Consider the following 25,525-nt stretch of genomic DNA (forward strand, 5'->3'; position numbering starts at 1 on the left):
AGAGCCACTAATATTTCTATAGTCTAGGGGGTCGATGCTGAGGGCACATCTCGCACATCTTGGTCTTCATATTTTGCAGGGTCACTATCAAACTGTTCTTTGCAGTACGGATTGCAGAAGTAATAGCGCTTCCCCTTATAGTCAGAGTAGAGCCCAGCCGTCGCTATATCAACATCCATCTTGCAAATTGGATCGACTGCAACTGCTCGAACGGCAGTCTCAACAGGCACCGCAACATCAATTTTTGTTGGCCTGAATCTGTTGAGAAAGAGAGCATTCGTTACTACGCTCACCGACGAAAGAGCCATTGCAAGTCCGGCCCATTCAGGTCTCAGCGCCCATCCCGTGAAGGGATAGAGAAGCCCTGCGGCAAATGGAAGCAGAATCATGTTATAGATGAGAGCCCAGAAGAAACCTTGTTTGATCTTGGACATGGTCTTGCGACCAAGCTCAATAGCAGTGACCACATCACGTATGTCATCACGTACTAATACAATATCACCGGTCTCGACCGACACATCTGTTCCGGAGCCCAGAGCGATACCCACATCTGACTGAGCGATTGCTGGTGCATCGTTAACTCCGTCACCCACCATCGCAACTCTGCGCCCTTGCTCCTGAAGCTCTACAACCTTAGAGGCCTTGTCCGCAGGCATCACTTCTGCAAGCACATTATCAATACCGATACTACGCGCTATGGCCTGTGCGGTGGTCGCTCGATCACCAGTGATCATCCACACATCGATACCTTCTGATTTCAGAGCATCAACAGCGGCGGCTGACCCGTCCTTCAGTTTATCAGCAATACCCAGCAGACCCAAGGCACGCCCATCCATGGCTGCATAAATCACAGTCTTACCCTGTAACTCAAGCATCGGACCATGAACTTCGAGTTCGGTCGTATCAATCCCCTGAGCTCTAAGATAGTCAACCTTCCCGACAAATAGCAAATGGCCCTCTACAAGTCCACGGACGCCCATTCCAGAGACCGAGTCGAACTCAGTGCATGCTCCAAGTTGAAGATTCAAATCTTCAGCATAGTGGACCACAGCCTCGGCCAGCGGATGCTCACTATTCTTTTCCACAGCCGCAACCATGCGTATCAGTTCATCATCAGAGGTCTCGCGCGCAGCGATAACATCTGTGACAGTAGGATGGCCGATGGTCAACGTTCCGGTCTTATCAAAGACGACTGTATCGATCAATGGGACTGATTCCAGCGCCTCACCATTTTTGATCAGCACACCATATTGTGCACCCTTACCGAGCCCAACCATAATAGCGGTAGGTGTGGCAAGTCCTAACGCGCAGGGACAGGCTGCTACTAGGACTGCTATCATAAAGCTCAGAGAGTGTGTCCAATGTGCGCTTCCAAAGACCAACCATACAATAAATGTCAGTGCAGCGATAGAGATCACAAATGGCGTGAAGACCTCAGCAATCGCATCAGCCTTCCGCTGAATTGGTGGCTTGCTGGTCTGGGCTGACTCTACAAGCTTGACGATCTGTGAGAGAACCGTATCTTGCCCGACCTTCTCGGCACGGACTCTGAGCATTCCATTCTTGTTGATGGTCGCACCTATGACACTATCGCCGGGTCTCTTTTTCACAGGGAGAGGTTCACCGGTCACCATAGACTCATCAACGGTAGATCGACCATCGATGACAGTACCATCAACTGGAATCTTATCACCGGGTTTTACAAGGACCACATCACCAACTTCCACATCCTCAATGGGGATGACAAGCTCCTCTCCGTCACGCACTACAATTGCAACCTTGGCTTGAAGATCCATCAAGGCCCGGATCGCATTGGATGTTCGACCCTTCGCAATCGCTTCCAGTGATCGGCCCAAGAGTATGAACGTGATGAGGAGTGCAGAGGTGTCATAAAAGCTCGCATACTCGGTCAGAATGAAGGTCGTGGCGACTGAGTAGAAGTATGCTGCGCTGGTGCCGAGCATAATGAGCGTGTCCATGTTCATCTTTCCATGACGCATGACACGAAGACTGGACCTGTAAAACGGATATGCCGCAATGAACTGAATAGGCGTGGCAAGAAGGAACATGATAACATCAGGCGATACCCCGACAGGGAGCAGCGGGGTCAAGACACCAAATGCGATCAATACAATAGGAATCGTCAGAATGGTGGAGAATACAAGAAGACGTGTATAGTATTTTATCTCGCGAGTTCGTGATAACGCCTCACGGTCACCCGATTCACTCTCCGTGGTTGCATCAAATCCAAGCTCTCTGAGTCGTCGCCTGAGCATGGTGAAAGTGACAAGATCGTCATCATACTCAACAATGAGACGAGAAAGTTCCGTAAAACCTCTCGCAGTAATTACGCCCTTGATCCGCTCCACGTCGGTCTCAATCATTTTCCAATCCGACTCTTTTGGAGAGGGAGTTACTGTCAGGGCCATCGTCGGCCGCCGAGGCCGATAGCCTGTTGCCTCAACAGCCTCTTCCAGATCTTCACGCTTGACCTTACTCGCATCATACTCTACTACTGCCTTACCATCAAGCAGGCTCACTGTCGCATGAATAACGCCATCCTTATCCAGCAGGGATTTTTCAATCGATGCCACACAAGACGCACAATGCATCCCCTCAATTCGCAGGGACATCCGCTCGGCTCTTTTCGGATCCTTCGTCATTTCTTTCGCTCCTTTAGTTCACAATGGTTAACTTTTGTTATAAAGATGGCGATGTATCCAGCACGATATATTCAATGAGATATATAGCATATAAGACTAACGATGTGAAAAAGTGAAAAAAAGAGGAGGAGGAGGAGGGGCGATCGCCCACTCCAATTACTCCATTGTTGTATAGACGGGCCATTTGCGCCACAGATACGCGAACACCAGTTCGACCCATAGAAGGACGAGGAGGAAGGGAGTTGGATTAACAGTGAAAGGACTACTGCCAAGATTGATGAACGGTGCGATGAGATAGAACCCGAAGAAGAAGAGAGTCCCAAGGAAGAGAACGACAAATAGACGAATAAAGAAGTTCACTCCCTGACTGTGACTCTTCGGCCAATTGTCAAAGAAGAGTGCAACGATAATGACAGCAGCGATCAACCAGTCGGCATAGGCGACATTCCAGATCCCGACAGCACCGACATAGGCAGAATCCCCTGGATCGGGATAGAACATCAGAAAGATTGGAAGGGTCAGACTAAACCCGACCAGTCCGGCCACAAACACCCAGACCAGACCAAGGATCACACAACCGACAAAGGCAATAATTCCGATAAGTGGTTGTCTACCAGCCTTATTCCATGGGGAATACTCAAAGACCATCAAGGTTAGCAGAGAGAAGAAGATAGTCCACTGTGTCCAAGCCATATTAATCCCGTACATGGGAAGGACCCATGAGAGAGGGTCGCCAAGTGTGGCGGCGGGATTTCCGTAGGGGTAGAAGAGGAAATACCAAACGATGAATGTGAGAATGATCCCGACCAAGAATACCCGAGCACCACGGCCCGGCTGCTTCTTATCAAACCAGGGCCAGTACATAGTCCCAGCCAACCACAATACTGCAAAGGAGAAACATGATGCGGACAGAGCACCAAATATGGCCCATCCGACTGCTGTGGCCGTTAGTGGATCAGCAATGCCAAGGGACATTCCGTACATCGCACCGAACATAGTGGCGATATAGAACAATAGGAAAGCCACGATCACATTAACCACTGTTGCTGCTAGGCCCACTTTCCAAGGCGTACGCAGCTTTTGATAGAACGGCCAATTCTCAAACCAGATAGAAAAGAGAACTGACATTAGACCAAAGCCGCCTAATAGGGAACCTAGAAGATTCATACCAGGGATCAGCCAGACTCCAATTGCAATAATAAAAGTCAAGAGGAGTGACACAACACCTGCTATAGGTTGCTTCCAACGTGGGAGAACGACTACCGGAGCTTCATCTACTTCCGGTACGCCCACCTTATCTCCTGCTAATGCCATAGTTTTCACCTCAGGCAAATAGATACGAACTACTAATACAGACATTCTCCTACTTTAATACATCGAAAAGGCTTGAACGGTCATTCAATTTAAAGGCAGATCTGACAGACTGTGAGATGGTGGTAAATCGTGGAGATCCTTGAAGAAAACGGGACTCGCATCGCGTACGAGATAACAGGTGTTGAAGAGGGCCCCCGACTGATTCTGATCCACGGCCTCTTTCTCAACGCGGACTGTTGGAGATATCAACTTGCACATTTTGAGTCCAAGTATCGGATATTGCGATTTGATCTTCATGGCCACGGAAGGTCAATCATTCCCAAAAAGCGGTTCACGATCCGCAACTATGTTGATGACATGAAACTCCTGTTGGAGCACCTGAATTGGACCAGTGACCTGAACATCGTAGGCCACTCACTTGGGGGGATGGTCGCACTTGTGTACGCACTGGAAAATGCCACGCAAGTAAACAAGTTGGTTGCTGCAAGCTCGTACTGCTTTGTGAGCAACGAGGCCATGACTGATGTGTTGGGAAGAGTGAAGGGTAATCCGCTTGACAAATTCGCCTTTGGGATCGGAAAGAGAGGACTCTCACCGTATGATGAAGAGGCATCGAAATGGCTTGCAAAAATGGTGACCGATCACTTGACGACAAAGGATGCACTATATGCAACAGCGGCCTCAGCAGGTTTCAACATCTGTGAGCGGCTACGATCCTTAACAGTACCAACTCTTCTAATTGTTGGAGAGAAAGACATCACGACCCCTGTGTGGGCCTCGGAGATGCTGCACGAGTGGCTACCAAATTCGGAGATAGTCATTGTAAAGGGAGCAGGACACCTCGTCATAGTTGACCATCATGAAGAATTCAACGAGCACGTAGACTCGTTCCTGTCAAAACAATAATAAAAATCTTCTATCTCTGGATATCAAGAAACGATAGGTCGTCCCACTTCTCAATCAACGAGTAGATCGAGTCCATGGAGGCGTTCAGCTCACGCGCAATATCACGAGCAGTCCTCGTTTGAAGAAGATCGGTCATCTCTATCTGAAGATCACGGGCCTCGCGGGTGGCCTGTAAGAAATCAATTCCGCGTGTATTGACACGGTATGCCACCTCTCGGATAAGACCAAAGGGACCTAGTGCCTGAAGCTTGTCAGCATCGAATACCACTCGTGCCTCAAGCGTGTGTGCGCGACCGATCGTAGCTGGTTCGACACATTCGACACAGTGGACCAACTGAAACCGCAGAACCTCATCAATATTGAGAGATTTGAGAAAGGCATCAACAAGGGCGACGTTTTCAGGATGATATTGATGCAACAGAGCACCTAATCTACAAATCTCGACATCTGCGTCTTCTTGTGTGGCAATATAGACTGCGAGCCGGGCGGTCCGGGTTCCATGTTCGGGACCATGCGTGGAATCAAGCTCGGCATATCTCTTGTTTGCAAATTCTTCAATGGATTGAACCTGCATCTCTGTCAGTAGCGTCGCCATAATATCGGCCTCTACATATCGAAGCTATTCCATTAGCATAACAAGGGCCTCTCCATCAAGAACAAGATCCCCATTATGGTTCGTGCAGGTGGTTCCCAAGGTGACACGTCGTTTCTCATCATTCTTTGCAATGACCTCAACCCGCGCAGTGATCGTATCGCCGATTCGGACAGGGCCACGGAATTTCATACTTTGGCTCATGTAGATTGTACCCGGCCCAGGAAGCTGCATTCCAATGACAGCACTGATGTAGGCGGCTGTCAGAATACCATGAGCGATACGGCCACCGAACATTGTTGTCTTTGCCCACTCTTCATTAAAGTGGAGAGGATTATAGTCGCCACTGAGGCTTCCAAATGCGGAGATATCGTCCTCGGTCACAGTATGAACAAGCTCGGCCGAGTCACCAACTTTTAGATCAGAATACTTTGTGATTTTTACATCGGACATAGGAACTCACTCCCAAGACCCCCACTTGATTGTTATGGCGTTCCAAGACCAGCCAATCCCAGCTGCGGTCAACACCACCACATCGCCATCTTTAATCTTGCCTGCGTCCAGACCCTCCTCCAGAGAAACAATCGCATCATTCTGGCCCATGTGACCGTACTCCTCAAAGTATGTAGACTGCGTGTAAGGATCGACTCCCACCTCTTTGGCCACATATTCGAACGCGCTCCGCTTCATACGAATGAGACCCAGATAATCGATATCATCACGTGAATACCCACTCTTAGACAACGAGTCATCAATGACCTGGATAAAGTTCCGCATTGACAGTTTATCGAGGCGCTCCTTCAGACTCGTAGGGTCACGGACATCAAGGTAGTGTAATCGTTTCTCGATCGCCTCGCAACTTATGGGCATGACAGTTCCTCCAGCAGGAACATAGACATCATCTGCAAATTGACCGTCAGAGATCACTGCGCCCTCGAGAACAACATTACGTGGATAGTCAGCACGAAGAATGACCGCAACACCACTGGCTGCAAGGTCGTGCATAAAGCGTGTCCGGATGTTCGTGTAATCGATAAGATCACAATTACGATAGCCACTGGCAATAAGGACTCGTCTGTAGCCTTGCGTCCACATTAACGCCTTTGCAAGCAACATGGCCACGACAAAGGTTCCGCACCGCTGATTCACATCGAAGGCCCAAGCACGTGTAGCCCCAATTTCATGTTGCAGTTTAATTCCATACGTCACCATCGGATGCTCGGCATAGACCTCTCCAGCCCAAATCACAAGATCGATGTCTTGTGCAGGATCGATTCCAGCACGCGCGATTGCGACCTTAGCGGCCTTAACGCCCATCGCTACAGTATGATCATCAGAACCAGGGACTGCCTTGCTCTTGAGACCCATCTTAGTCAGGACTACCTCAAGGGGAGTACCCGATTGCTCAGAGATGTATTCAGCTGTGTGACGTTCAGGAGGGATATATGTGCCGATGGCCTCGATACCAATAGGAACTCGCTCCATGGTACTCACCTCAACTCTCTCTTGAGAATCTTCCCTGCTGCGCTCTTAGGAAGATCGTCACGGAACTCGTATATTTTTGGGATTTTGTAACGTGCCAGCTTGTCTTCGAGATACGAACGAATCTCATCAGCAGTAGCATTCGCTCCAGACTTCAATACGATAATGGCCTTTCCAACCTCCCCCCATTTTTCATCAGGCACACCAATGACAGCCGCCTCAAGAATTGCCGGATGCTTGTAGAGTAGTTCTTCTATCTCAGTGGGATAGACATTTTCACCACCACTGATGAACATGTCTTTGCTGCGGCCAACAATATAGTAGAAGCCTTCCTTGTCCATTCGGGCAAGGTCACCAGTATGAACCCAGCCATCCGGCTCGATCGTCTTTGCGGTCTCTTCAGGCTCGTCCCAATAGCCGGAAAAGATGTGAGGTCCACGAAGCATCAGTTCACCAATCTCTCCAGTCAGAACAGGAGCACCGTCTTCATCTACGATCTTCATGTCACAGTGGAGTACAGGAAAGCCTACAGAGGTCGGTCTCCGACGAATCTCGCTCTCGGGGAGATAGAAATTGTTGGGTCCCACTTCAGTGAGTCCATAACCCATTTTGAAATCCTTACCACGTGCCCAGTAATGTTCCATAATTGCTACGGGACAAGGAGCACCCCCTGAGATGAACACCCGCACCGAACTCAAATCCGTCTTGGAAAATTTGTCGTGCTCTGCAATCATCTGGAACATTGTTGGGACTCCAATCACAATCGAACAGCGTTCTTGTTCAATGATCTTCAATGTCGTGGCCGGATCGAAATCGCCCATAAGAACGGTCCTTGCACCCAAATGATAGAATGGAACAAGTAGCACATTCCAACCGCCAGTATGAAAGAGGGGAAAGAGCAGTGGTTGAACGTCATCAGGTCTAAGACCCCAAGACGTGATAGTGTTCACTGAGTTCCAAAAGACCAGTCGATGGGACAGAATGGCACCTTTTGGAAGACCAGTCGTACCACCTGTAAAGACAATGAGGGCTGGATCATCAAGCTCAATGGTCGGACGCTCAACCTCATCGGATGAGACCTTGGCCATCAGATCTCGAACTGCAGGATTACTACCCAGAGAAGTGCCACCCATAACAAAGAACGTGCGGTCACCCAGACTGTCACGCATCGCATTGAACTGGTCCTCAAGACGTGGGTCATACATGAAGACGAGAGGGTCAGTCTTGTTTGTGAGAAATTCTATCTCACGTGGAGCGAGACGGACATTAAATGGGACCATAATTGCCCCGATCTTGCCGCAGGCCAAGAAGAGGTCTATGTAGTCCATACGATTCTTTGCAAGACCCGCAACACGATCGCCCTTACGAACTCCTGCATCAAGCAATACCCGCGCAAGCTGGTTGGCACGTTGACCCAACTCACCAAAGGTGTATCGTACATCTTCTATTGCATCATATATGGCCTCACGGCGGGGAGTAAGTAGTGCACGCCGGCCAGCCCAGTCACCGATCCAAGTCCAATCTTCATGATCCATGTCAATGGCCTCATGTATTTCTTAGAGGTTAATAATATCGACCACACGGATGAATCTTACTCTTGAAGATAATGTGTATTGGGAATTAACCGATGAAGATCTCGCTCTTGTCATCTTCAGCGTCGGCCATCATCTGCAAGATCTTCTCGAAGGCCTCATGAATATTCTCACCAGTCTTTGCAGAGGTCTCGATGAACACCGCAGGAATCTCCAATTTTTTAATGAAATAATCGGCGAATTGCTGCCCTTCTTTAGAACTCACCTGTTGATCAGGGGGCACAGTTCCACGGAGATCAATCTTGTTTCCGATAATAATTGTGGGCGGTAGCCGACCCATATTTCGATAAGCTTCTACAAGCCACTTTGACGCATTATCGAATGTCTCTCGATCGATGACCGAATATACGAGGAGGATACCATTTGACCCGTGATAGTAATGGCCTCTCACTTTTTCAAAAGTGGGTTGGCCAGCAAGATCCCAGATGACAAATTTGATAATCTCGTCACGAAAGAGAACTTTCTTTGTAGCCAGATCAACTCCAATTGTGGCAAGATGGCCCTCGATAAAATCTTCACCTAGATAGTTACGTCGGATGCTTGTCTTCCCTACTGCCCCATCCCCAATCAATACTGCCTTCAAGACCTTACTGCCATCATCTTGATCTCTCATCTGACCAGTCACTCCCAAGAGGCCACTTCCAAATTGAAGCCCAATTTCAATTGGAGCAGGTATCTTAAATAGATAGACTCTAGATAAGGTTACCGAATTAAAGCGGTTTAACTTTATCGCTAGAGTGCAGGGAGTTATCGGTAGGTTCTGATAGACATTTCCCAATAAATAATAAGAATAATACCACTGCACTATCAATTGTACAACAGGATTACGCCAACAAAGATAAAGAAATTAATTTTTCACCCGCATTATACCGTCAGATGTGACCATCACAACAAACCAAAAAAGGAACCATGTGAGAGCAGCCAGTGGTATAACATGGTCGATCTCATCTTCGGAGACCTAACAGCCACAGATGCAATAATGGCCATCCTGACTGGGATCTTGGGGGGCATCATGCTTGGAGTCGCCTACAAGATGGCGGAGAAGGGAATGCCACACTGGAAACCCAGAAAGCTAGTCCATGTGTCAATGGGGAGCATCATTGGCCTGACCATTGTTGCATATTCAAATCTGAGCGGTCCCACCTTTGCCATTGGAACGTTTCTCACATTCATTCTCTATGCGTGGGCCCACAAGAGCACGCTTGTGTCAGAACTATTAGCGGCAGGAAGCAGGGAGGGAGAAAGTAGAGCCAATACCTTCGTGTCAGGGTTCATGGGGATGATCGCGTTTGCCCTTGCATTCTTGATGTTTCTCTCACAGCCAGCCATATTTGTCGCAGCGATCCTTGGAGTCGCCTGGGCGGACGCAGCAGGAGAGATAGTAGGAAGAATATGGGGTGGACGATTTGTCTCAAGAATCGGAGTAAAATCATTCGAGGGGAGCTGTGGTGTCTTTGTGCTATCAGTACTGGCACAAGTGACGGCTCTATCTCTGTATTCATCAATCTTCATTTTTGGTATCATTCCACAAATCCTAATAATTGCGGGATTAATGACGCTAACGGAGTTCGTGAGTAAGAGGTGGCTTGACAATTTTCTGATACCTCTAGTCACTGCATTTGCGATGTGGCTTCTGCTATTCCCAACCATGCCGCTGTTCTTTGCAACTTAGAGGCGAACTTCCTCCCAGAGACTTGCACGTTCGATTCCAGAATCACCAAGTTCACACACAAGCTTGAGCTCACTAAGTATCGAGGCCCAACCAATATTGTAACCAATTACACTCTCAGGGCTCTTGAAACCGAAATGATGAAGCATGACCAAGGTCTTGTCTTCAACTGGTTCAAAACGGATATTTACGCGGGTCTCCAACTCATCGCCGTAGACCCATGAGAACTCAAGTTCTTTATCAGGATCTATTTTTGTGAAGACAACAGGTCCCTTACCCTCCGCCCACCATGTGTAAATCCCTCCATACCTGGTATCAACGACTGGCCGTTCAACACCTATGAAATGACTGAGTTTCTCGGGATTTGTCCAGACATCGAACGGGAGGGAGGGTGGAGCATTAATCACAACACTCTGTCGGACCTCCAATGGATCGTACATAGTGACCCGCATAGGATGATACTTGGAATAGTCGAACCGCAAAGCGGGAACTCCAAGCTCGACGACTGATCTGAAATTCGCCAAGAGCAATGTCCAGTGCTCAGGAAGATGGAGATTCCGTGCCGATGTGGGAATTGCACCATGCTTGACCTCAATGAGAGTACCAGGAGGGATCTTGGAAAAACGGATCACGACCAAGGTGTCAACGCCCATGATAGACCATGAGAGAAGCATCGAATTGTCTTCTCGAAGTCGTCGGATAGTCCAGTTGCCTTCGATTTCAGCACAGACGGGGGCATTTGGCCCCTGAAAGGTGATCTCTCCACCTTCACGGATGTCTGCGGATATCTCATTTCCCAGCCATTGGAGCATCATAACAGGATCAAGAAAACTCTTCCACACCTCTTCGAGTGGTTTGTATACACGAACTGTCATGCGGATCAGTGGAAGTACTTCGACCTGTCTCTTAGGGTCCATTTATCGGCCTCCCAGCATTAGATAAGAGCCGTTCTTACTTATCAGCATGCCGGATAGGCGGCATTTGAACAGATACGAATAGAAGTAATAAAGCGAATTGAGTCACTAATTACCTACAAATATATCATTAATCTACTTGAGATGCCCCTAATGAGTGAGCAGGACACCTGTACTATATCCAATTACATAGACATGGCCCGGTACGTAATGGATCTGGTAGACATCGGATTTATGCTATTTAGGGATTCAAAATGCCTGTACGCTAATAAGACAGCATTGGAATTTATTAAAAAAGACGACTTCAAAAACAATAATATAAGAACTCTATTTGATGCCCTTCTAAAAGAAGATGTCAATAAAATAATAAATGCCCTGCACGAAAAAAATGGAAACAAAGTGTTTATCCGCGCCCCAAAAGCATCACGTGACAACGTGCTAAGTATTGGATTCAGAATAATAGAGTGTAAAGATGGATTACTTGATGAACTCACGATTGAAGAGGTTATCCCAAATAAGATACTAGAGAATTTTCCTTCAGAGGGTCTCACACCATGGCAAATAATGATGGATTTCATTCATCAGCCAGCAGTACTCTTAGGAATGGATATGAAACTGATTGCAGTCAACCGAACAAGTGCCCAATTTCTGGGAGCGGCAGATCCACAAGAGATCATAGGTGCGGATATTCAAGACATTATCATCAAAGATGATATAGAGAAACTCAAGAGAAGAGCAGAGGAACTAAGTAAAGACGTAATTGGATCCGGCGTTGGCCGATACCATGCAATACGAAAAGATGGAACAATCATACCAGTTGAAATTGCAACATCAGTAATACGAGACAAGGAGAATCGGCCTGTTGCGTTTTTGGCACTGGCACGAGATGTAACAGAAGATGAAAAGGCACGTATCGAATTAGTCAAGAGAGAACAACAACTTAGAAATATTTTCAATACATATCCGCAGCCAGCATATATGTTAGAAAAACAAGGTGATAGAATAATTCTCGTCACAACCAACAATAAGATCCGTGAACTAACAGAGGGGGATATTACAAAATATATCGGACGCCCATTAGAGGAGCTCTTCCCAGAGGATTCGGGAATTCCCAGTTTAGTTCAGAGTGTCATGGAAACGGGAATCCAACAACAAAAAGAATCTCTTTTTATCCATAGAGATTCCGGGCGACACATTAACATCATCGCAAGCTGTGCTAAAGCCGATAAGGACCTGGTCATTCTTATTACAACAGACATCTCAGCGATTAGAAAAAGTCAAGAGCAAGTCAGAAAGAGCGAACGAGAAAAAACAATCATACTTGGTTCTCTTTCCGAACAAGTGATCTATTTCACAGGACCTGACCTAAAGATTGCCTGGGCAAACAGGGCCGCTGCGGAAGACGTCGGCCTATCGGAAGAGGAGGTCATCGGCGAGCGTTGTTATGAGCTCTGGACCAATAGGGATGAACCATGTGTAGGGTGCCCGGTGTTAGAGGTATATCGGACCAAACAGAGGTACAAAGGGGAGATGACAGGTTCACGTAATCGCATATTCCAGGTAATAGTAAGTCCAATCTTAGACGAGAAGGAGAATATCACTGGTGTAGTAGAAGTGGCACGTGATGTAACGGAAGAACGAGTGGCGCTTCGCCTCTTGGAGGAGGCCAGACAGAATTTACAGTTGCTCAATGATCTCCTCACTCATGATCTTAATAATATATACCAGGGCGTGCTCATCGGCTTAGAGTTGTTAAGAGAGTCAACAGAGCAAAGTCCCACAGCATCAGAACAGCTTGAAATAATCATGTCACAGATTGAGAGAAGCATCGAACTCATACGTAAAGTCCAGAAACTCAACCAGATAGATCGAGTTCCTAAAGATCTTCGGAGTGTCCACGTAATTGCAATCATTGACAAAGTGGTTGAGGCAATAAAGCAAGATTTTCCAGACAGGACTGTCAAATTGGATGTGAAAAGACCAAGGGTATGCCCGACCGTAAAGGGAGACGAGTTTCTTTTTGATGCAATTTTCAATCTTGTACATAATGCGGTAAAATTCTCCGATGATGAACCAGTTCGTGTCGACATTAAAATTACACATATGACATCACAACAACAAGTTGAGATCATAATAGATGACTTCGGACCAGGCATAGACGAGGCCACTAAAGCGATACTGTTCAAAGAGCGAGTATTGGGGGCCAAAGGCGGAAGTGGTATCGGACTGACCTTAGTCAAACGGATTATAGAGCGATATGGTGGACATGTCTCGGTAGGGGATCGTATAGAGGGAAAATGGGAAAAGGGATCGCGTTTCAAATTAGTCCTACCGACTGCGTGAGCCTATCGATACGTCATGTGTTCGTGTCAATTGCAGATTGCACGGGATGATATTTTAGACGAATAGCATACTATATAGGTTAACACTAAAATTGCATATTAGACATAGGAGTATATTGTTACACAGAAGCCTACATTCGACCCTCACGGAGGTCACTTGATAGATGAGTGAAGATGGCCATCGACAATCTTTAGGAAACACCGGTATTCCGTATCAGGCAATTGTCGATACAATGAATGATGCATTGATAGTACTCGATGAGAACGATGTGATCACCTATGCCAATCATAGTTTTATGGAACTTATAGGGTATAGACTCTCAGAGATCGTAGGACATCATATTACCGATTTTGTGAGCGAGAAGGAAGCAGAAAAAGTACAGAAAAACAACGTGCTTCGACGGAAGGGGCTATCTTCACAGTATCAGCTGGACTGGACTCATTGGACGGGCGATCGAGTTCATACTATAATATCCGCGACCCCCATACTTGATGCGGAGGGGAATTACAGCGGATCTTTTGCTGTTGTCACCGATATCACATCATATCGGATAGAACAAGAGAAACGAATCCGAAATGAGCGCAGATTTAGACTCTTGTTAGAGAGCATGAACGAGGCAGTGGCCTTCATTTCTACGAAATTCATACTTGAATATGGAAACCAGCGATTATTCGATCTCCTTGGATATCCACGAGAAGAGGCATTAGGCAAGTCGATATATGAGTTCATTGACTCCACCGAATACGATGGCGCACGAAACTTCTTGGAAAATCCTGAGAGAGAATTACGAAGCTATGAGCTTTTAATAATAACTAAAAACAAGGAGCGGATTCATACTCTAGTGACACCAAGACCCATAATAAATGAACAAGGGGAACAGGTCGGATTTTTAGGCGTACTGTTAGACGTAAGTGAACTCAAATTAAAATCACAACAACTCGAAGAAACAGAAGCAAGGTATGAAATATTGTTTGAAGAGATGCCCGTAGGGCTGATCTCGATTGACCAGGAGGGAGGCGTCATCAATGCAAACAGACGAGCTGTTGACATTTTAGGTGCGCCATCATTAGAGGAACTAAAGAGTGTAAACTTTCTCACTGGAAAGACCCCCAAAGAATTAGGAGTTGCCGAGGCACTCATAGAGTGCCAGAGAAAAAAAGAACCAGTCACACGTGAGATTGAGTATCATACACGCTGGGGGCAAAAAGGGTATGGCCGATACCGCCTTCACCCCAGACTCGACAATGAGGGAAAAATCATCGAGATCCTTGGCGTCTTTGACGACATAACAGAACGACGAGAGATGGAAGAGGCACTTAGGGAATCTGAGGCGAATTATAGAAACCTAGCAGAAAACTCGCTTCAGGGAATATCAATTATTCAGGATCAGAAATATGTGTTTGTCAATCAGGCATTTGCGGATATTGTTGGAAGATCATGTAAAGAGATCTACAAGCTAGGGCCGAAGGCATGGGAGTTTGTGCACCCTGATGATAGAGAGTATCTTATGGAACTCGCAGACAAAAGACGACAGGGCGATGATATTTCTCTTACCTATAAATACAGATTTGTGAGACCAGATGGAGAAGTGCGATGGGTCGAGGCATTTGCAAAGTATATTGACTACAATGGGAAACTGGCCCTTCAGATAGTAGTTATTGACATTACCGACAGAGAAAAGGCTCAGGCAGAATTACGCGAATCACAAGAGATGCTTCAATTAGTTCTTAAGACAATCCCTCAGAGCGTGTTCTGGAAGGACACAAATTCCGTCTATCTGGGCTGTAATGACGCATTCGCCAGACTCGCAGGATTATCATCCCCAGAAGAAGTAGTAGGGAAGACAGATTATGATCTACCTTGGTTAAAAGAAGAGTCCGAGAGTTATATCGCACTCGATAAGCAGGTCATAGAAACTGGAGAGAGCATCTTTGGGCTTGTGGAGCAACTACACACAGCAGATGGGCAAGTGGTCTGGTCCGAGACCACAAAAGTGCCATTATACGATACACAGGGAAACATCATCGGAGTTCTTGGCACTCTGCATGATGTGACTGAACGCCAAGAGAAAGAGGAGGCAATTCAGCACTCCGAGCAGAAATATCGTACACTGGCCGAGAGTAGCCTGCAGGGTCTTGCAATTATCACAAGAGAAGGAGTGCGGTATGCAAACACAGCCCTATGGAAATTACTAGGGATTCCCGAAGACAGTGCAGAGATACCGCTCATTCGTCCTGAGAGGTTTGTTCATCCAGAGGACAGAGAGAGAGTGGCAAATATCATTATAGCAAAAATCGAGCGACGGCCTGCTGCGAATAACCTTGAGTTCAGAATTATTGACCAGAGTGGAAACATTCGCTGGGTCGAGGGATTTGCAAGCTCCATGGAGTTTGAGAGCGAACCCGCAGCGCAACTTGTTCTCATAGATATTACAGATCGGATGGCCGCAGAGCGAGAGGTCAAGTCTGCAAAGGACAGAGCAGAATTATATATAGATATAATGAGCCATGATATCAGAAACCATCTGCAAGTAATCGTCAATAGTGCCACACTGATGAGAACAGCAGCGGACGAGTCCACGAAGGACTCTTTCCTGAATATAATCAATGAGTCAATAATGCGTGTATCGCGGCTCATAGACGAGGTCCGAGCAACGGAAGAACTGGTCAATGCACCCATGAGAAAGCGAGACCTTCGAGAAGCATTGGATCTCTGCATCAAGGCATTATCTCAAAGCAGTAGTACAATCCGATTTCACGAGAATACTGAGGTCACAAAAGCTGAAATCGAAGCGGATAGTTTTCTTGAGCTGCTTATCACAAACATCCTCGTTAATGCAGTCGAACATAATCCCAATGCCCCAAAGAGCGTCTGGGTCCGCCTCTACGAAGAAGGCAATGGGTACGTGATCACGATCGCTGACAATGGCCCAGGAGTATCGGACACCATGAAGGCGAATCTGTTTGATAGATCGCGGCGATTCGGTGGTCTTGGACTTCATCAATCTCAACAGATCGTTGAGAAGTATGGCGGCAAGATAGTAGTGATGGACAGAGTTCCGGGAGACTATACGCAGGGAGCCATGTTCAAAATCTGGATCCCAAAACCCACTGACCTTCAATAGTCAGCACATCACAAAAAAGAAATAGAGACCAGAGTCAAACTCTCAACTCCGGTCTTTTTTTGTTCTTTTTTATAATTATTCCCTTCATGGAGGTTCGGATCCATCAGCCATGTCAGTGTCTAAATAACCGGACACGGGCCCATCGTCGTCGTCTTCTTCCTCTGAAGCGTCGCTAGCATCATCGGACGTAGTCTCTTCAGGAACACCGGTCGCGGAATCTGTGGTCTCGTATGATTCATCTGAAACCTCAGGGACTGATTCGTCACTGAATGGTTCTGGTTCCTCGGTCGGGGTTGAAGCAATTGGCGCTTCCTCTTCAGGAGGCGTAGGACTGACAGGTTCTTCCGAAGGGGTAGGAGCAACAGGTTCGGCCTCTCCCTCAGGAGGCACCTCACTCGGAGCAGGCACGGCCTCTTGCGCCTTGCCAATACGATGAAGGTATAGAGCCTCCATAATCATGGCAATAAATGGAAAGACCATCAACTTGATGATATCAGACAGTGAGGCACCAAAAGCCGGATCTGGTAAAATGATGGGGAAGAGGACATCAGCAAAGTAATAGCCTGACGCCAAAAAGAATGTGAACACCGCAGCAAGATCTGCCGACACTCGTAAGAAGGACTCTGAAGAGCGGCCAGATAATGTGGAACCCACTGAGCTCATTGTATAGATCACAAAGAAGATGGAGATTGCAATACTCACGAGATCGGGAGTAGTATCGACAGGCTTCCCGGCATTATATATGAAATACGCCGAGTAGAAGGAGATGAAAAGTCCAATGAGGGCAAGATTACCGACCGTTACTTTGTTTCTGTGCCGCGCCATGATAAGAGAGTTGATAAAATTAAATAGCGCTGCGAAACCCGCTCCAATGATGATGAGAACGAGGCGGATAGGTGCGGTAAGGAGCTCAGTCAAGTTGGTGACGATAATGAATATCAGAGCGCCAAAGATAACGACATAACAGAGAATATTGCTGAACCCAGCAAGAATCGTGCGCCCCTTTGGAATCTTTGTGGTGTCAACCGTACCGCCATATTTGAGAGCCGTCCGTGTTGAAAAATAGGCCTGAAACATGATCCAGCCTACAAACGCAACCCCAAAGATCAACATCTGGAAAAAGGGCATGAACATCGTTGCCATCATGAAGAGCATAATGATGCTTATTGCAAACCAAGGTATGAACATGATCGCGGAGAGTTTGTAAGAGCCATCACTGGCAACAAAACGCTGCAATCGAATGAGAGTCATGAACGTGGCCAACATAAAAAAGACGGGCCAGACACCACCAGTGATTGCAACGAGAACTACGATCCCAAGTGCATTTCCACCCTGCTGTGAAACATATAATCCAGCTGCACCCACGATGGACGTGATAACGAGACCTATGAAAAAGACAATTGTAAACCAACGAAGTCGTTTGTTCTCAAAAAACAACTTGAGTCCGTTGATAAATGAAGTAAGGATAGGAATCTCCATTGTTACTCCTCCGATTAAGGAACACCATTACAGTGTACTCGTAGGTTATCTATCTTTTGAGAGAGGAAACTGGCTGTAAAAAGGTGATTCAGGAGAAGATTAGAGGGGTGATTAACGAGTGGCTATGCATCTCACCAATCAGCCCCAGGTTAGTTGACAAGTAGATTAGTTGTTGGACTCGAGATGGTAGAGTATCTCAGCCTCGAGTGTGTCCTTCACGTGGGGCTTCTCGATGATCGTTCCAATCTCGTTTCCGTTCTTGTCGAAAATCACTATCCACGGAATGGCATTGGCGTCCCATTCGTTAATCTCGGGAGGGGAGGGGGGAGAAGCCCACTTTTTATCGGGGTTCAAAGGATCGGTCTTTACACTACCAAAGACAATAAACTCCATACCGAGTTGTTCTTCAAGATGACGAAAGACAGGGAGTGCATTCTTACAATCAATGCACCAAGCAGCACTAAAGACGACACAGGCGATATCAGGGTACTCCTTCAATTTCTCAAGAACAGAACCATCCAGTCGGTATGCCTCATATTTCTCAACTATCTCATCTTTAGCCTTACCTGACAGCGTGTCAAAGTATTCACGTACAGACATGCTGCGTGTACGTAGGTCATCAAGGTCAATATTGGTCAGTTTAGTCATAGCAATCACCCATCAGATTGGAAACGCAAGCGTCATAGCATATAATAGCCTTAGCATCAGAGCGATGGGGAGAGAGACCCAATAGATGAAGTCATAAGTGGTTACGAAACATCATAGGTTGGATGTGTGCAGATGTGAGCGTTCCACAATTAGTCACACAGGTCGAACAGGATAAGTGGCGAGCCCTCCTTGCATTTGCAATTGTTGACTTGCTACAAATCGTCTTTGTCTCATTTCTCTATCTTGACACGACATCACTGTTCATTGTTGGATTTGATTTTACACGGACCAATACGTTTGTGTCCGTGACCTTGTTCATTGCGATATCACTTGTACAGGTCATTCTACTGTACTATACTGCGCTGGGGACTCTTGCGAAAGAGAGCATGATGGAACTCTTCCCCCACGCGACTGAAAAGACCAAGTGGTCCTGCAAATATTCGAGAGAGCAGATAGTAAAATGGACGAGGGAGATTGCTCAGCAGAGCCAAATAGAGGTCAAAAAAATATATCTCCTGCAATCACCGATCCCGAACGCCTTCACGTTTAGTCTTCCATTGATAGGTTCAATTGTCGTCATCCATAGTAATCTAATCAACCTCTTGAACCCCGATGAGGTCAAGGCCATAATCTCGCACGAGATCGCACATATTCGCAACAAAGATTCGATTGTTCAGATTCTTGCACGCACACCTGATTTCTTCATCCACATCATCTATCTCTATGTCTACATCAGAATTGGACTCGGGATCATCGATGCACTTCTGGTCACATTTGACCCCATCGCAGTTGCGGCCCGTCTTGTTGCACTAATCATCTTCATCATCATGTCAAGGATATTCATTTCGATTGGAACACGATTTATCCAGAGAGCCAGCCGAGCGGCTGAGCACCTCGCAGACTATCATGCAGCCACTCTTGTTGGGGCAACAGTCACGGTAAATGCGCTGCTCCGACTAGGACAACGTATGGAAGCAATCACAGCCTTGGCAAACGAGATCAAGTGGCTGGCATCACTCAACGACTCCAACATCATGCCGCTGACAGAAACCGAGATGAATAGAACAATACACGCTCTGTCCCAATTAGAACTCGATGATAAGACAGCCCGACGCGAAGCGCCCCGTATCTTTCTTGAAAACCGCTTACGATTACTCAGGGATGTATATGGCCTTAATCTGAGTGATGAACAGATCGAGGATGCTATAGCACCCGCTGTCAAGAAACTAGTTGAACAGCATAGCAAAGCAGAACTGGCAAGTCAGGGTACAACAGTTGATTGGAGAAGAGCCGATCTTGATGGGAATGAACGGCTTGACACAGATGAACTTACACAGCTCGTTGCATTACTCAGAAAAAATCCTTCCAAGCTGATGTTTGACAATGAGGTCGGAAGAAATTTTCTGGTGCTGGATCATCCTGACTTCAGGCAGAGAGTTCTGTTTATTGCTGATGCATTAGGCATTTAATATAACAAGAGAACAGCAATTGCAGAAAGTCAATACTAGAAGGCCATTTATACGGAAACGCCTAATGCATAGAGTGAGATAGAGTCAGTTGGTGCCCGTGAGACAATGAAAGATGCAGATGCTACATTCTTTATTGATCGTGAGCAGAGACGCCTAGAGATTGAAACAGGAGAATTCAAACACTCGTTTCCCCTAAAGCCAATACCAGATGAATTATTTCGTGTGATGCTCCAAGCCACGGACTTCAAAGAAGAATCATTACAAGCCGTAGACGATCTTGTCAATTCTAGAATCTTTGAGGCAGCTGTGGCCACTAGAACATTTTCTGCGGTCTACCCAATCAATCTCGCAATAAAATTGACCTATCCAACATTGTATGATGATTACATCGAAGAGATAATTGACGATTTGGAAGGCCAGCTGCTCTCATTTCAAGGAGTACCCATTGAAAAGACGATAGGGGACAGGCTGAAACTCTTTCGGAATCTGTACTTGGATGAGACTAAAATTGACCCCTATAGGCTTGGGGCTTTTGAGATATTTGGCGAACTCACTTTCAAAAATCTCCTACGCGACTCACGAGCCTCACTATTGTTTCGTTGGTTTAAGGGAAGGAGATCAAAGAGCGTCCAATTAAATTGCATAACCCAGATTGCAGAAGAAAGGTCGCCATTCTATCGATTTATGAGAGTAGTGCGATCAATGTTTGCTACGAGATTTCTTGACCTCTTGGAAGAGAAACGCACCTGTGCATATGAGTTCTGGATCACAGATGCACTGACAAAGGACTTGAGTGATCGACGTGGGTTTCCGCTAATGCCATAGTCGAAACGAGTCCAGTCGATTACTCGTCAATCGGTTCATCGCTGGTGCGTTCAGTTTCCGAGGGGCTCAGACCTCGGAATGGTGTCAACACTATAGCGAAGATCAACAATAGAGCAAAGGCCCAGAACGACCATGATATCGCCAAGGTATAATAGCTGATGTAGGCAGAACCAGATGAGACATGGGTGGGATTGATAATTGAAAAGAACCATGAGAAGAAGGTAGTTGCCAATGCAATAGCGACAGAGAAACCAGTTGTCCGAGCAATGTTTGTGAGTGCACTGACGACGCCCAAGTATTGTTTCGGTGCTGAGGTCATGATGAAATTCCCATTAGCAACTGTAAAGAGCGATAGTCCAGTGGCCATCACAACAATACTCAGCCCCATCAAAATGAGATCTGGTGCCACCAGTCCCAACGCAATAAGTCCCACTAACTGAACCACCAGACCAATCATGGTCTGAGAACGTGCAGTGATACGCTCTGAGAGAAGTCCAGCGAGAGGGCCACTTACCGAGAACACAATTGGCTGAATTGCAAGAAATACTCCAGTCATACTCTGACTAATCCCCAGAGCATCTTGAAACAGAAACGGCAAAAGAAAAGTGACTGGTGCGATTGCCATGAAAGAAAAGAGAGCCGTCACAAGGCTGATAGAAATATGGCGATCCATCATTACTGTGGTAGGAATGATTGGAGAGATGAAACGCTTCTCCCGAACAAACAGGCCTGCAAAGGCAAGGACTGAGATACCTATCAAGAGGAGGAGAAATTCAAGCCCCATCTTCACTCCAAGTGAGGCTGCATAGACAAGGGAGAAGAGAGAGAGGAAAAACAGTCCGGCCCCTATAGTGTCAAAGTGGACTTCGGTTATATGTTCAGTAGAGGGAATGAATAATGTAACAATTGCAAACCCAACAAGGCCAACTGGAAGATTTACAAGAAAGATACTCTCCCAACCAAAGAACTCGGTGAGAATTCCTCCAAGCACGGGACCAAGGCCTAGAGCTGTGGCCAACACCACAGAGTTGAGACCGATGGCCCGGCCCCTGTTCTCAGAAGTTGTAAAGTAAGTGATCAACGCAAGACCTGTAGCAGTCATCATACTCGAACCAAAGGCTTGAAACACACGTGATGCAATTAGTATGATAAGAGATGAAGAGAGGGCACAGGTGAGCGATCCAATAGTAAAGAAGAGAATCCCAAATTTGAAGACACGCGTCTTGCCATAACGGTCGCCCATCTTTCCAGCAAGAGGCATCATTGACGTGAGAACTAGTAGGTACGCAACCGTCACCCATTGGATCTCGGCCATTCCCACACCAAAACTCTCGGCCATCGTCCATAATGAAACGTTTACAATCGAGGAGTCCAGCGCACTAAGAAAGACACCAAAACCTGTAGCCAATACAATCATGTAAGGACCGACTTGCAGGGTGTCCGTTGCGTTACTTGTAGCATCCTCGTTCATGGATCATCACTGACTACTTGCAGCCGAATGAGGTAACAAGGACCAGTCATGCTCAGTTAAGGAGTTTATGGAAACCAATCAATAAAAGAGAGGAGCTTGCCGAGGAGGAAAAAAGATGGCACGATGGAATGACAGTGCCACTCCAAAGTGCCATCAGACCAAATCAGGCTTACAGAGTAAAGGAAACTGCGGGGTTACCATCGAACTCTTGGGGGGTGTCTGCACCACCATAAGGATAGTTAGACAGAGCCCAATCGAAACATTGCTCCATGGTCGTGAATCCTTGACCGACAAGACCAGCCTCAAGGAACCAGTAGGTCCAAGCGCCGTTCTCATAGGATGGTGCATCATAACCATAGCCTGAATCGGTACAGGTAGTTGTCAGATAGAAGTTGGCCGCGTTGGTGTCTGACATGACTTCGTTCATGCCACCAGAGTAGCAGTGATCAAGGAAGATGAAGACCTTACTGACAGCTGGCTCAAAGACCTGCGCCAGCTCGACATCAGTAAATGATCCATCCTCGCCATCACTACCTACTCCATAGTCCCACATGCAGATAGTCTCTCCACCAGTGTAGGTGGTTCCATGACCTGAGCTGGCAAAGACAACAATGTCATCTTCATCAGCAAGTGCAATGAAATCGGCAAGTGCGTTCTTGACATTGTACTCGGTCGCAAGCCCATCCCACTGGGGATAGCTGTTCGAGTTATCCCCGAAGAGCTTGATCGTATAACCAAGCCCACTCAGATAGTTGTACCAATCTGTTGCGTCCTCATCACAATATGACAGATCATTGACTGCCTGATAGTCAGAGATGCCAACGATCACAGCGTATTTGTTCTGACCCGGCGGGGGAGGCGGATCTTCTACGTTGTCCACTGTCACTGTGTTCGTATCGGTACCAGTGAGTCCACCACTGTCTGTAGCAGATGCGGTGATAGTATGAGTCCCATCATCTACAGTAGTCGTATCCCAGGTGTAAGAGTTACCAGTGGTCACGACAACACCATCAATTGATATCGTCGGCACAAGAGTTCCATCTTGTGCGTCTGTGGCCGTTGCGGTAATTGTTACTACACCTTGAACCGTAGCAAGATTTGCTGGCTCAGTGATCGTCACTGTAGGGGCTGTGTTCTGCCAGCGACCGCCACGGTATCCAGCACGAGTGACTGTGACTGGATCACGAACCGTGGCCGCGCTCATTGCGGGGGCTGCCACAAATGCAAAAGCAAAGACGGCAAGCAGCGCAACTCCAAGAAAGGTGTTCCTTCTCAAGTTTGTTCTCCTCGGAAGCTGTGTTCCTTGGGTCTGCGATAATTGCAAACTAACATATAAATCCTCTTTAAATTCGAGTTTTAATGTCCCTTATAAACAGAAATAAATATGACGCTTGTTCGAGAAAAAATCCCCCCACCGCCACTATAATACAGGTATTCACTGACCGAACTTTATAGCACCACGTGGACATGCGCGAATACAGACACCACAACCCGCACATCTCTGCTGGTCAATGACCGCAAAAGGGCCATCCATAGAAATCGCACCCATAGGACAGGCTCTCAAACACACAGCACAACTTGCACATAAGGACTGATCCACATGTGGTCGGGTGGGATCATAGCTGGTTGTTTGAGGTTGCGCTTCGACAGGCTGAGAATCATTAGATACCGAGGACTCGACATCTTGTGACACTTCAGAAGAAGAAGACGGAATATTTTCACCTGAAGAAGAACTTGGACCTGCTGCATGATATCCACCAAAATTATGATCCCGATAAGGTCCACCAAATTGATTGCCCCTATTCATTCTAGAACGACCAAAGCCGCGTCTGCGACCAAGACCACGTCGATTCATGGATTCACCTTCAGTATCTATGTGAAAATGGTTCCCGTATAATAGTTTCGAAATGTCCTAAATTATGAGTGATAAGTTACGAAAAATAACTTAATTGAGAGCACCGAGTCAAACTTACAAATTATGGTCAAATGACAGAGAACAAACGGCTTAAAAGTGGGAGTGTGTTGGGCCACTCTCTCTTCCGAGGTGGTTCTATGGCAACACCAAAGACAAGCGTAGTTGCGATAGGTGGCAACTCATTAATTCGCGATAAGACAAAAAGATCGATTCCTGATCAATATCAAGCCGCGGCCGAAACCAGCAGGCACATCGCTGATATGATTCTTGAGGGCTGGAACATCGTTATCACGTCAGGTAACGGCCCTCAGGTCGGCTCGATTCTCAGACGCTCTGAAATTGCAGCGAACGAGGTACACAAGATTCCTCTAGACTATTGTGGTGCTCAGAGTCAAGGTCAGATAGGATACATGATCGCCCGAGCACTCACGAATGAATTCAAGAAACGGGGGATAGAGAGGACAGTTGCGGGAATCATCACACAGGTCGTTGTTGACAAAAATGATCCGGCATTCAAGAACCCAACCAAGCCCATTGGTACATTCATGGATAAGGATACTGCAATGCAGAGGGCAAAGACACTTGGCTGGGAAGTCGTTGAAGACTCGGGTCGCGGATGGCGGAGAGTCGTTCCATCACCCATTCCACAGAAAATCGTTGAACTGAGCGCCATCAAATCTTTGATTGAGAATGGCATCAGTGTCTATGCAGTTGGTGGTGGTGGAATTCCAGTCATTGAAAAGGAAGATGGATCGGTCGAGGGTGTTGCGGCAGTCATCGACAAAGACTACGCTTCAAGCCTGCTTGCCAGCGACCTGAATGTGGATCTCCTGCTCATCTCCACAGCTGTTGAAAAGGTCTACATCAACTTCGATAAACCCGACCAGAAAGCCATTGATTCGATGACGGTATCCGAAGCCAAACGATACATTGAGGAAAACCAATTCGCTCCTGGAAGTATGCTTCCCAAAATCAAGGCTTGCATTCAGTTCATCGAGCGTGGTGGCGAACTCGCCTTAATCACCGATCCCCCAAACATCACACGTGCACTTCATGGAGAAACAGGTACTCGAATCGTTCCCGATTAACAAGGAATGATAGGTCTTTCACAGAAGACTG

The 25,525-nt window shown here is 46.9% G+C and carries 20 protein-coding genes; 7 read left to right on the plus strand and 13 right to left on the minus strand.

What is annotated here, in order from left to right; all coding sequences use genetic code 11:
- Nucleotides 1-23: 23 nt before the first annotated feature.
- Complete coding sequence (locus K9W43_10775; protein ID MCF2137702.1) at nucleotides 24-2,663, minus strand: heavy metal translocating P-type ATPase; 2,640 nt, start codon at nucleotides 2,661-2,663, stop codon at nucleotides 24-26.
- A gap of 156 nt (nucleotides 2,664-2,819) precedes the next feature.
- Nucleotides 2,820-3,977, minus strand: coding sequence for a hypothetical protein (locus K9W43_10780; protein MCF2137703.1), 1,158 nt, complete (start codon nucleotides 3,975-3,977; stop codon nucleotides 2,820-2,822).
- 129 nt (nucleotides 3,978-4,106) lie between these two features.
- On the opposite strand from K9W43_10780, the gene K9W43_10785 reads away from it, so the two are divergent.
- Entirely contained in the window at nucleotides 4,107-4,883 is a 777-nt protein-coding gene (locus K9W43_10785; GenBank protein MCF2137704.1) for an alpha/beta hydrolase, read from the plus strand.
- Between the two features lie 10 nt (nucleotides 4,884-4,893).
- Here K9W43_10785 and K9W43_10790 read toward each other — a convergent pair whose 3' ends face one another.
- The 5 genes from K9W43_10790 to K9W43_10810 all read right to left on the minus strand — a co-directional run bounded on the left by K9W43_10790 (nucleotide 4,894) and on the right by K9W43_10810 (nucleotide 9,162).
- Nucleotides 4,894-5,478 (minus strand): hypothetical protein, encoded by a 585-nt coding sequence (locus tag K9W43_10790; protein MCF2137705.1) that lies wholly within the window; start codon nucleotides 5,476-5,478, stop codon nucleotides 4,894-4,896.
- 24 nt (nucleotides 5,479-5,502) lie between these two features.
- Nucleotides 5,503-5,928: a MaoC family dehydratase gene (locus K9W43_10795; GenBank protein ID MCF2137706.1), complete on the minus strand. Its 426-nt coding sequence runs from the start codon at nucleotides 5,926-5,928 to the stop codon at nucleotides 5,503-5,505.
- A 6-nt stretch (nucleotides 5,929-5,934) separates the two neighbouring features.
- Nucleotides 5,935-6,960 (minus strand): 3-oxoacyl-ACP synthase, encoded by a 1,026-nt coding sequence (locus tag K9W43_10800; GenBank protein ID MCF2137707.1) that lies wholly within the window; start codon nucleotides 6,958-6,960, stop codon nucleotides 5,935-5,937.
- A gap of 5 nt (nucleotides 6,961-6,965) precedes the next feature.
- The gene (locus K9W43_10805) at nucleotides 6,966-8,492 is read right to left on the minus strand and encodes a long-chain fatty acid--CoA ligase (protein MCF2137708.1); all 1,527 of its coding nucleotides are present in this window, start codon (nucleotides 8,490-8,492) and stop codon (nucleotides 6,966-6,968) included.
- 85 nt (nucleotides 8,493-8,577) lie between these two features.
- Complete coding sequence (locus tag K9W43_10810) at nucleotides 8,578-9,162, minus strand: GTP-binding protein (protein MCF2137709.1); 585 nt, start codon at nucleotides 9,160-9,162, stop codon at nucleotides 8,578-8,580.
- 321 nt (nucleotides 9,163-9,483) lie between these two features.
- On the opposite strand from K9W43_10810, the gene K9W43_10815 reads away from it, so the two are divergent.
- Nucleotides 9,484-10,221, plus strand: coding sequence for a hypothetical protein (locus K9W43_10815; GenBank protein ID MCF2137710.1), 738 nt, complete (start codon nucleotides 9,484-9,486; stop codon nucleotides 10,219-10,221).
- Here K9W43_10815 and K9W43_10820 read toward each other — a convergent pair.
- A complete protein-coding gene (locus tag K9W43_10820; protein MCF2137711.1) occupies nucleotides 10,218-11,135 on the minus strand; it encodes an SRPBCC domain-containing protein in 918 nt (305 codons plus the stop codon). The two genes, K9W43_10815 and K9W43_10820, sit on opposite strands and share 4 nt — an antisense overlap.
- Before the next feature lie 150 nt (nucleotides 11,136-11,285).
- Between K9W43_10820 and K9W43_10825 the strand changes: the two genes are divergently transcribed.
- Both K9W43_10825 and K9W43_10830 read left to right on the plus strand, forming a co-directional pair.
- Nucleotides 11,286-13,475 (plus strand): PAS domain-containing protein, encoded by a 2,190-nt coding sequence (locus K9W43_10825; GenBank protein MCF2137712.1) that lies wholly within the window; start codon nucleotides 11,286-11,288, stop codon nucleotides 13,473-13,475.
- A 163-nt stretch (nucleotides 13,476-13,638) separates the two neighbouring features.
- Nucleotides 13,639-16,599, plus strand: a complete 2,961-nt coding sequence (locus K9W43_10830; GenBank protein ID MCF2137713.1) for a PAS domain S-box protein — start codon at nucleotides 13,639-13,641, stop codon at nucleotides 16,597-16,599.
- An 84-nt stretch (nucleotides 16,600-16,683) separates the two neighbouring features.
- Here K9W43_10830 and K9W43_10835 read toward each other — a convergent pair whose 3' ends face one another.
- Complete coding sequence (locus tag K9W43_10835; protein ID MCF2137714.1) at nucleotides 16,684-18,078, minus strand: hypothetical protein; 1,395 nt, start codon at nucleotides 18,076-18,078, stop codon at nucleotides 16,684-16,686.
- Nucleotides 18,079-18,243: 165 nt separating this feature from the next.
- The gene (locus K9W43_10840; protein MCF2137715.1) at nucleotides 18,244-18,726 is read right to left on the minus strand and encodes a thioredoxin family protein; all 483 of its coding nucleotides are present in this window, start codon (nucleotides 18,724-18,726) and stop codon (nucleotides 18,244-18,246) included.
- 134 nt (nucleotides 18,727-18,860) lie between these two features.
- Between K9W43_10840 and K9W43_10845 the strand changes: the two genes are divergently transcribed.
- The gene (locus K9W43_10845; protein ID MCF2137716.1) at nucleotides 18,861-20,195 is read left to right on the plus strand and encodes a M48 family metalloprotease; all 1,335 of its coding nucleotides are present in this window, start codon (nucleotides 18,861-18,863) and stop codon (nucleotides 20,193-20,195) included.
- 105 nt (nucleotides 20,196-20,300) lie between these two features.
- The gene (locus K9W43_10850) at nucleotides 20,301-21,020 is read left to right on the plus strand and encodes a hypothetical protein (GenBank protein ID MCF2137717.1); all 720 of its coding nucleotides are present in this window, start codon (nucleotides 20,301-20,303) and stop codon (nucleotides 21,018-21,020) included.
- 19 nt (nucleotides 21,021-21,039) lie between these two features.
- Here the strand turns inward: K9W43_10850 and K9W43_10855 are convergent, their stop codons facing one another.
- The 3 genes from K9W43_10855 to K9W43_10865 all read right to left on the minus strand — a co-directional run bounded on the left by K9W43_10855 (nucleotide 21,040) and on the right by K9W43_10865 (nucleotide 24,346).
- Nucleotides 21,040-22,491: an MFS transporter gene (locus K9W43_10855; GenBank protein ID MCF2137718.1), complete on the minus strand. Its 1,452-nt coding sequence runs from the start codon at nucleotides 22,489-22,491 to the stop codon at nucleotides 21,040-21,042.
- A 169-nt stretch (nucleotides 22,492-22,660) separates the two neighbouring features.
- Nucleotides 22,661-23,767: a caspase family protein gene (locus K9W43_10860; protein ID MCF2137719.1), complete on the minus strand. Its 1,107-nt coding sequence runs from the start codon at nucleotides 23,765-23,767 to the stop codon at nucleotides 22,661-22,663.
- A 159-nt stretch (nucleotides 23,768-23,926) separates the two neighbouring features.
- Nucleotides 23,927-24,346 carry a 4Fe-4S binding protein gene (locus K9W43_10865; protein MCF2137720.1) on the minus strand — a complete coding sequence of 140 codons (420 nt, stop codon included), beginning with the start codon at nucleotides 24,344-24,346 and terminating at the stop codon, nucleotides 23,927-23,929.
- A 197-nt stretch (nucleotides 24,347-24,543) separates the two neighbouring features.
- Between K9W43_10865 and arcC the strand changes: the two genes are divergently transcribed.
- Nucleotides 24,544-25,494, plus strand: a complete 951-nt coding sequence (arcC, locus tag K9W43_10870; protein ID MCF2137721.1) for a carbamate kinase — start codon at nucleotides 24,544-24,546, stop codon at nucleotides 25,492-25,494.
- Nucleotides 25,495-25,525 lie beyond the last annotated feature (31 nt).

Source organism: Candidatus Thorarchaeota archaeon, assembly GCA_021498125.1.
GTDB lineage: Archaea > Asgardarchaeota > Thorarchaeia > Thorarchaeales > Thorarchaeaceae > B65-G9.

What these genes read in the sequence shown, in the direction of transcription:
- K9W43_10775 (MCF2137702.1), bottom strand. Translation starts at nt 2,663, where the DNA reads ATGACGAAGGATCCGAAAAGAGCCGAGCGGATGTCCCTGCGAATTGAG.
- K9W43_10780 (MCF2137703.1), bottom strand. Translation starts at nt 3,977, where the DNA reads ATGGCATTAGCAGGAGATAAGGTGGGCGTACCGGAAGTAGATGAAGCT.
- K9W43_10790 (MCF2137705.1), bottom strand. Translation starts at nt 5,478, where the DNA reads ATGGCGACGCTACTGACAGAGATGCAGGTTCAATCCATTGAAGAATTT.
- K9W43_10795 (MCF2137706.1), bottom strand. Translation starts at nt 5,928, where the DNA reads ATGTCCGATGTAAAAATCACAAAGTATTCTGATCTAAAAGTTGGTGAC.
- K9W43_10800 (MCF2137707.1), bottom strand. Translation starts at nt 6,960, where the DNA reads ATGGAGCGAGTTCCTATTGGTATCGAGGCCATCGGCACATATATCCCT.
- K9W43_10805 (MCF2137708.1), bottom strand. Translation starts at nt 8,492, where the DNA reads ATGGATCATGAAGATTGGACTTGGATCGGTGACTGGGCTGGCCGGCGT.
- K9W43_10810 (MCF2137709.1), bottom strand. Translation starts at nt 9,162, where the DNA reads ATGAGAGATCAAGATGATGGCAGTAAGGTCTTGAAGGCAGTATTGATT.
- K9W43_10815 (MCF2137710.1), top strand. Translation starts at nt 9,484, where the DNA reads ATGGTCGATCTCATCTTCGGAGACCTAACAGCCACAGATGCAATAATG.
- K9W43_10820 (MCF2137711.1), bottom strand. Translation starts at nt 11,135, where the DNA reads ATGGACCCTAAGAGACAGGTCGAAGTACTTCCACTGATCCGCATGACA.
- K9W43_10825 (MCF2137712.1), top strand. Translation starts at nt 11,286, where the DNA reads ATGAGTGAGCAGGACACCTGTACTATATCCAATTACATAGACATGGCC.
- K9W43_10830 (MCF2137713.1), top strand. Translation starts at nt 13,639, where the DNA reads ATGAGTGAAGATGGCCATCGACAATCTTTAGGAAACACCGGTATTCCG.
- K9W43_10835 (MCF2137714.1), bottom strand. Translation starts at nt 18,078, where the DNA reads ATGGAGATTCCTATCCTTACTTCATTTATCAACGGACTCAAGTTGTTT.
- K9W43_10840 (MCF2137715.1), bottom strand. Translation starts at nt 18,726, where the DNA reads ATGACTAAACTGACCAATATTGACCTTGATGACCTACGTACACGCAGC.
- K9W43_10850 (MCF2137717.1), top strand. Translation starts at nt 20,301, where the DNA reads ATGAAAGATGCAGATGCTACATTCTTTATTGATCGTGAGCAGAGACGC.
- K9W43_10855 (MCF2137718.1), bottom strand. Translation starts at nt 22,491, where the DNA reads ATGAACGAGGATGCTACAAGTAACGCAACGGACACCCTGCAAGTCGGT.
- K9W43_10865 (MCF2137720.1), bottom strand. Translation starts at nt 24,346, where the DNA reads ATGAATCGACGTGGTCTTGGTCGCAGACGCGGCTTTGGTCGTTCTAGA.
- arcC (MCF2137721.1), top strand. Translation starts at nt 24,544, where the DNA reads ATGGCAACACCAAAGACAAGCGTAGTTGCGATAGGTGGCAACTCATTA.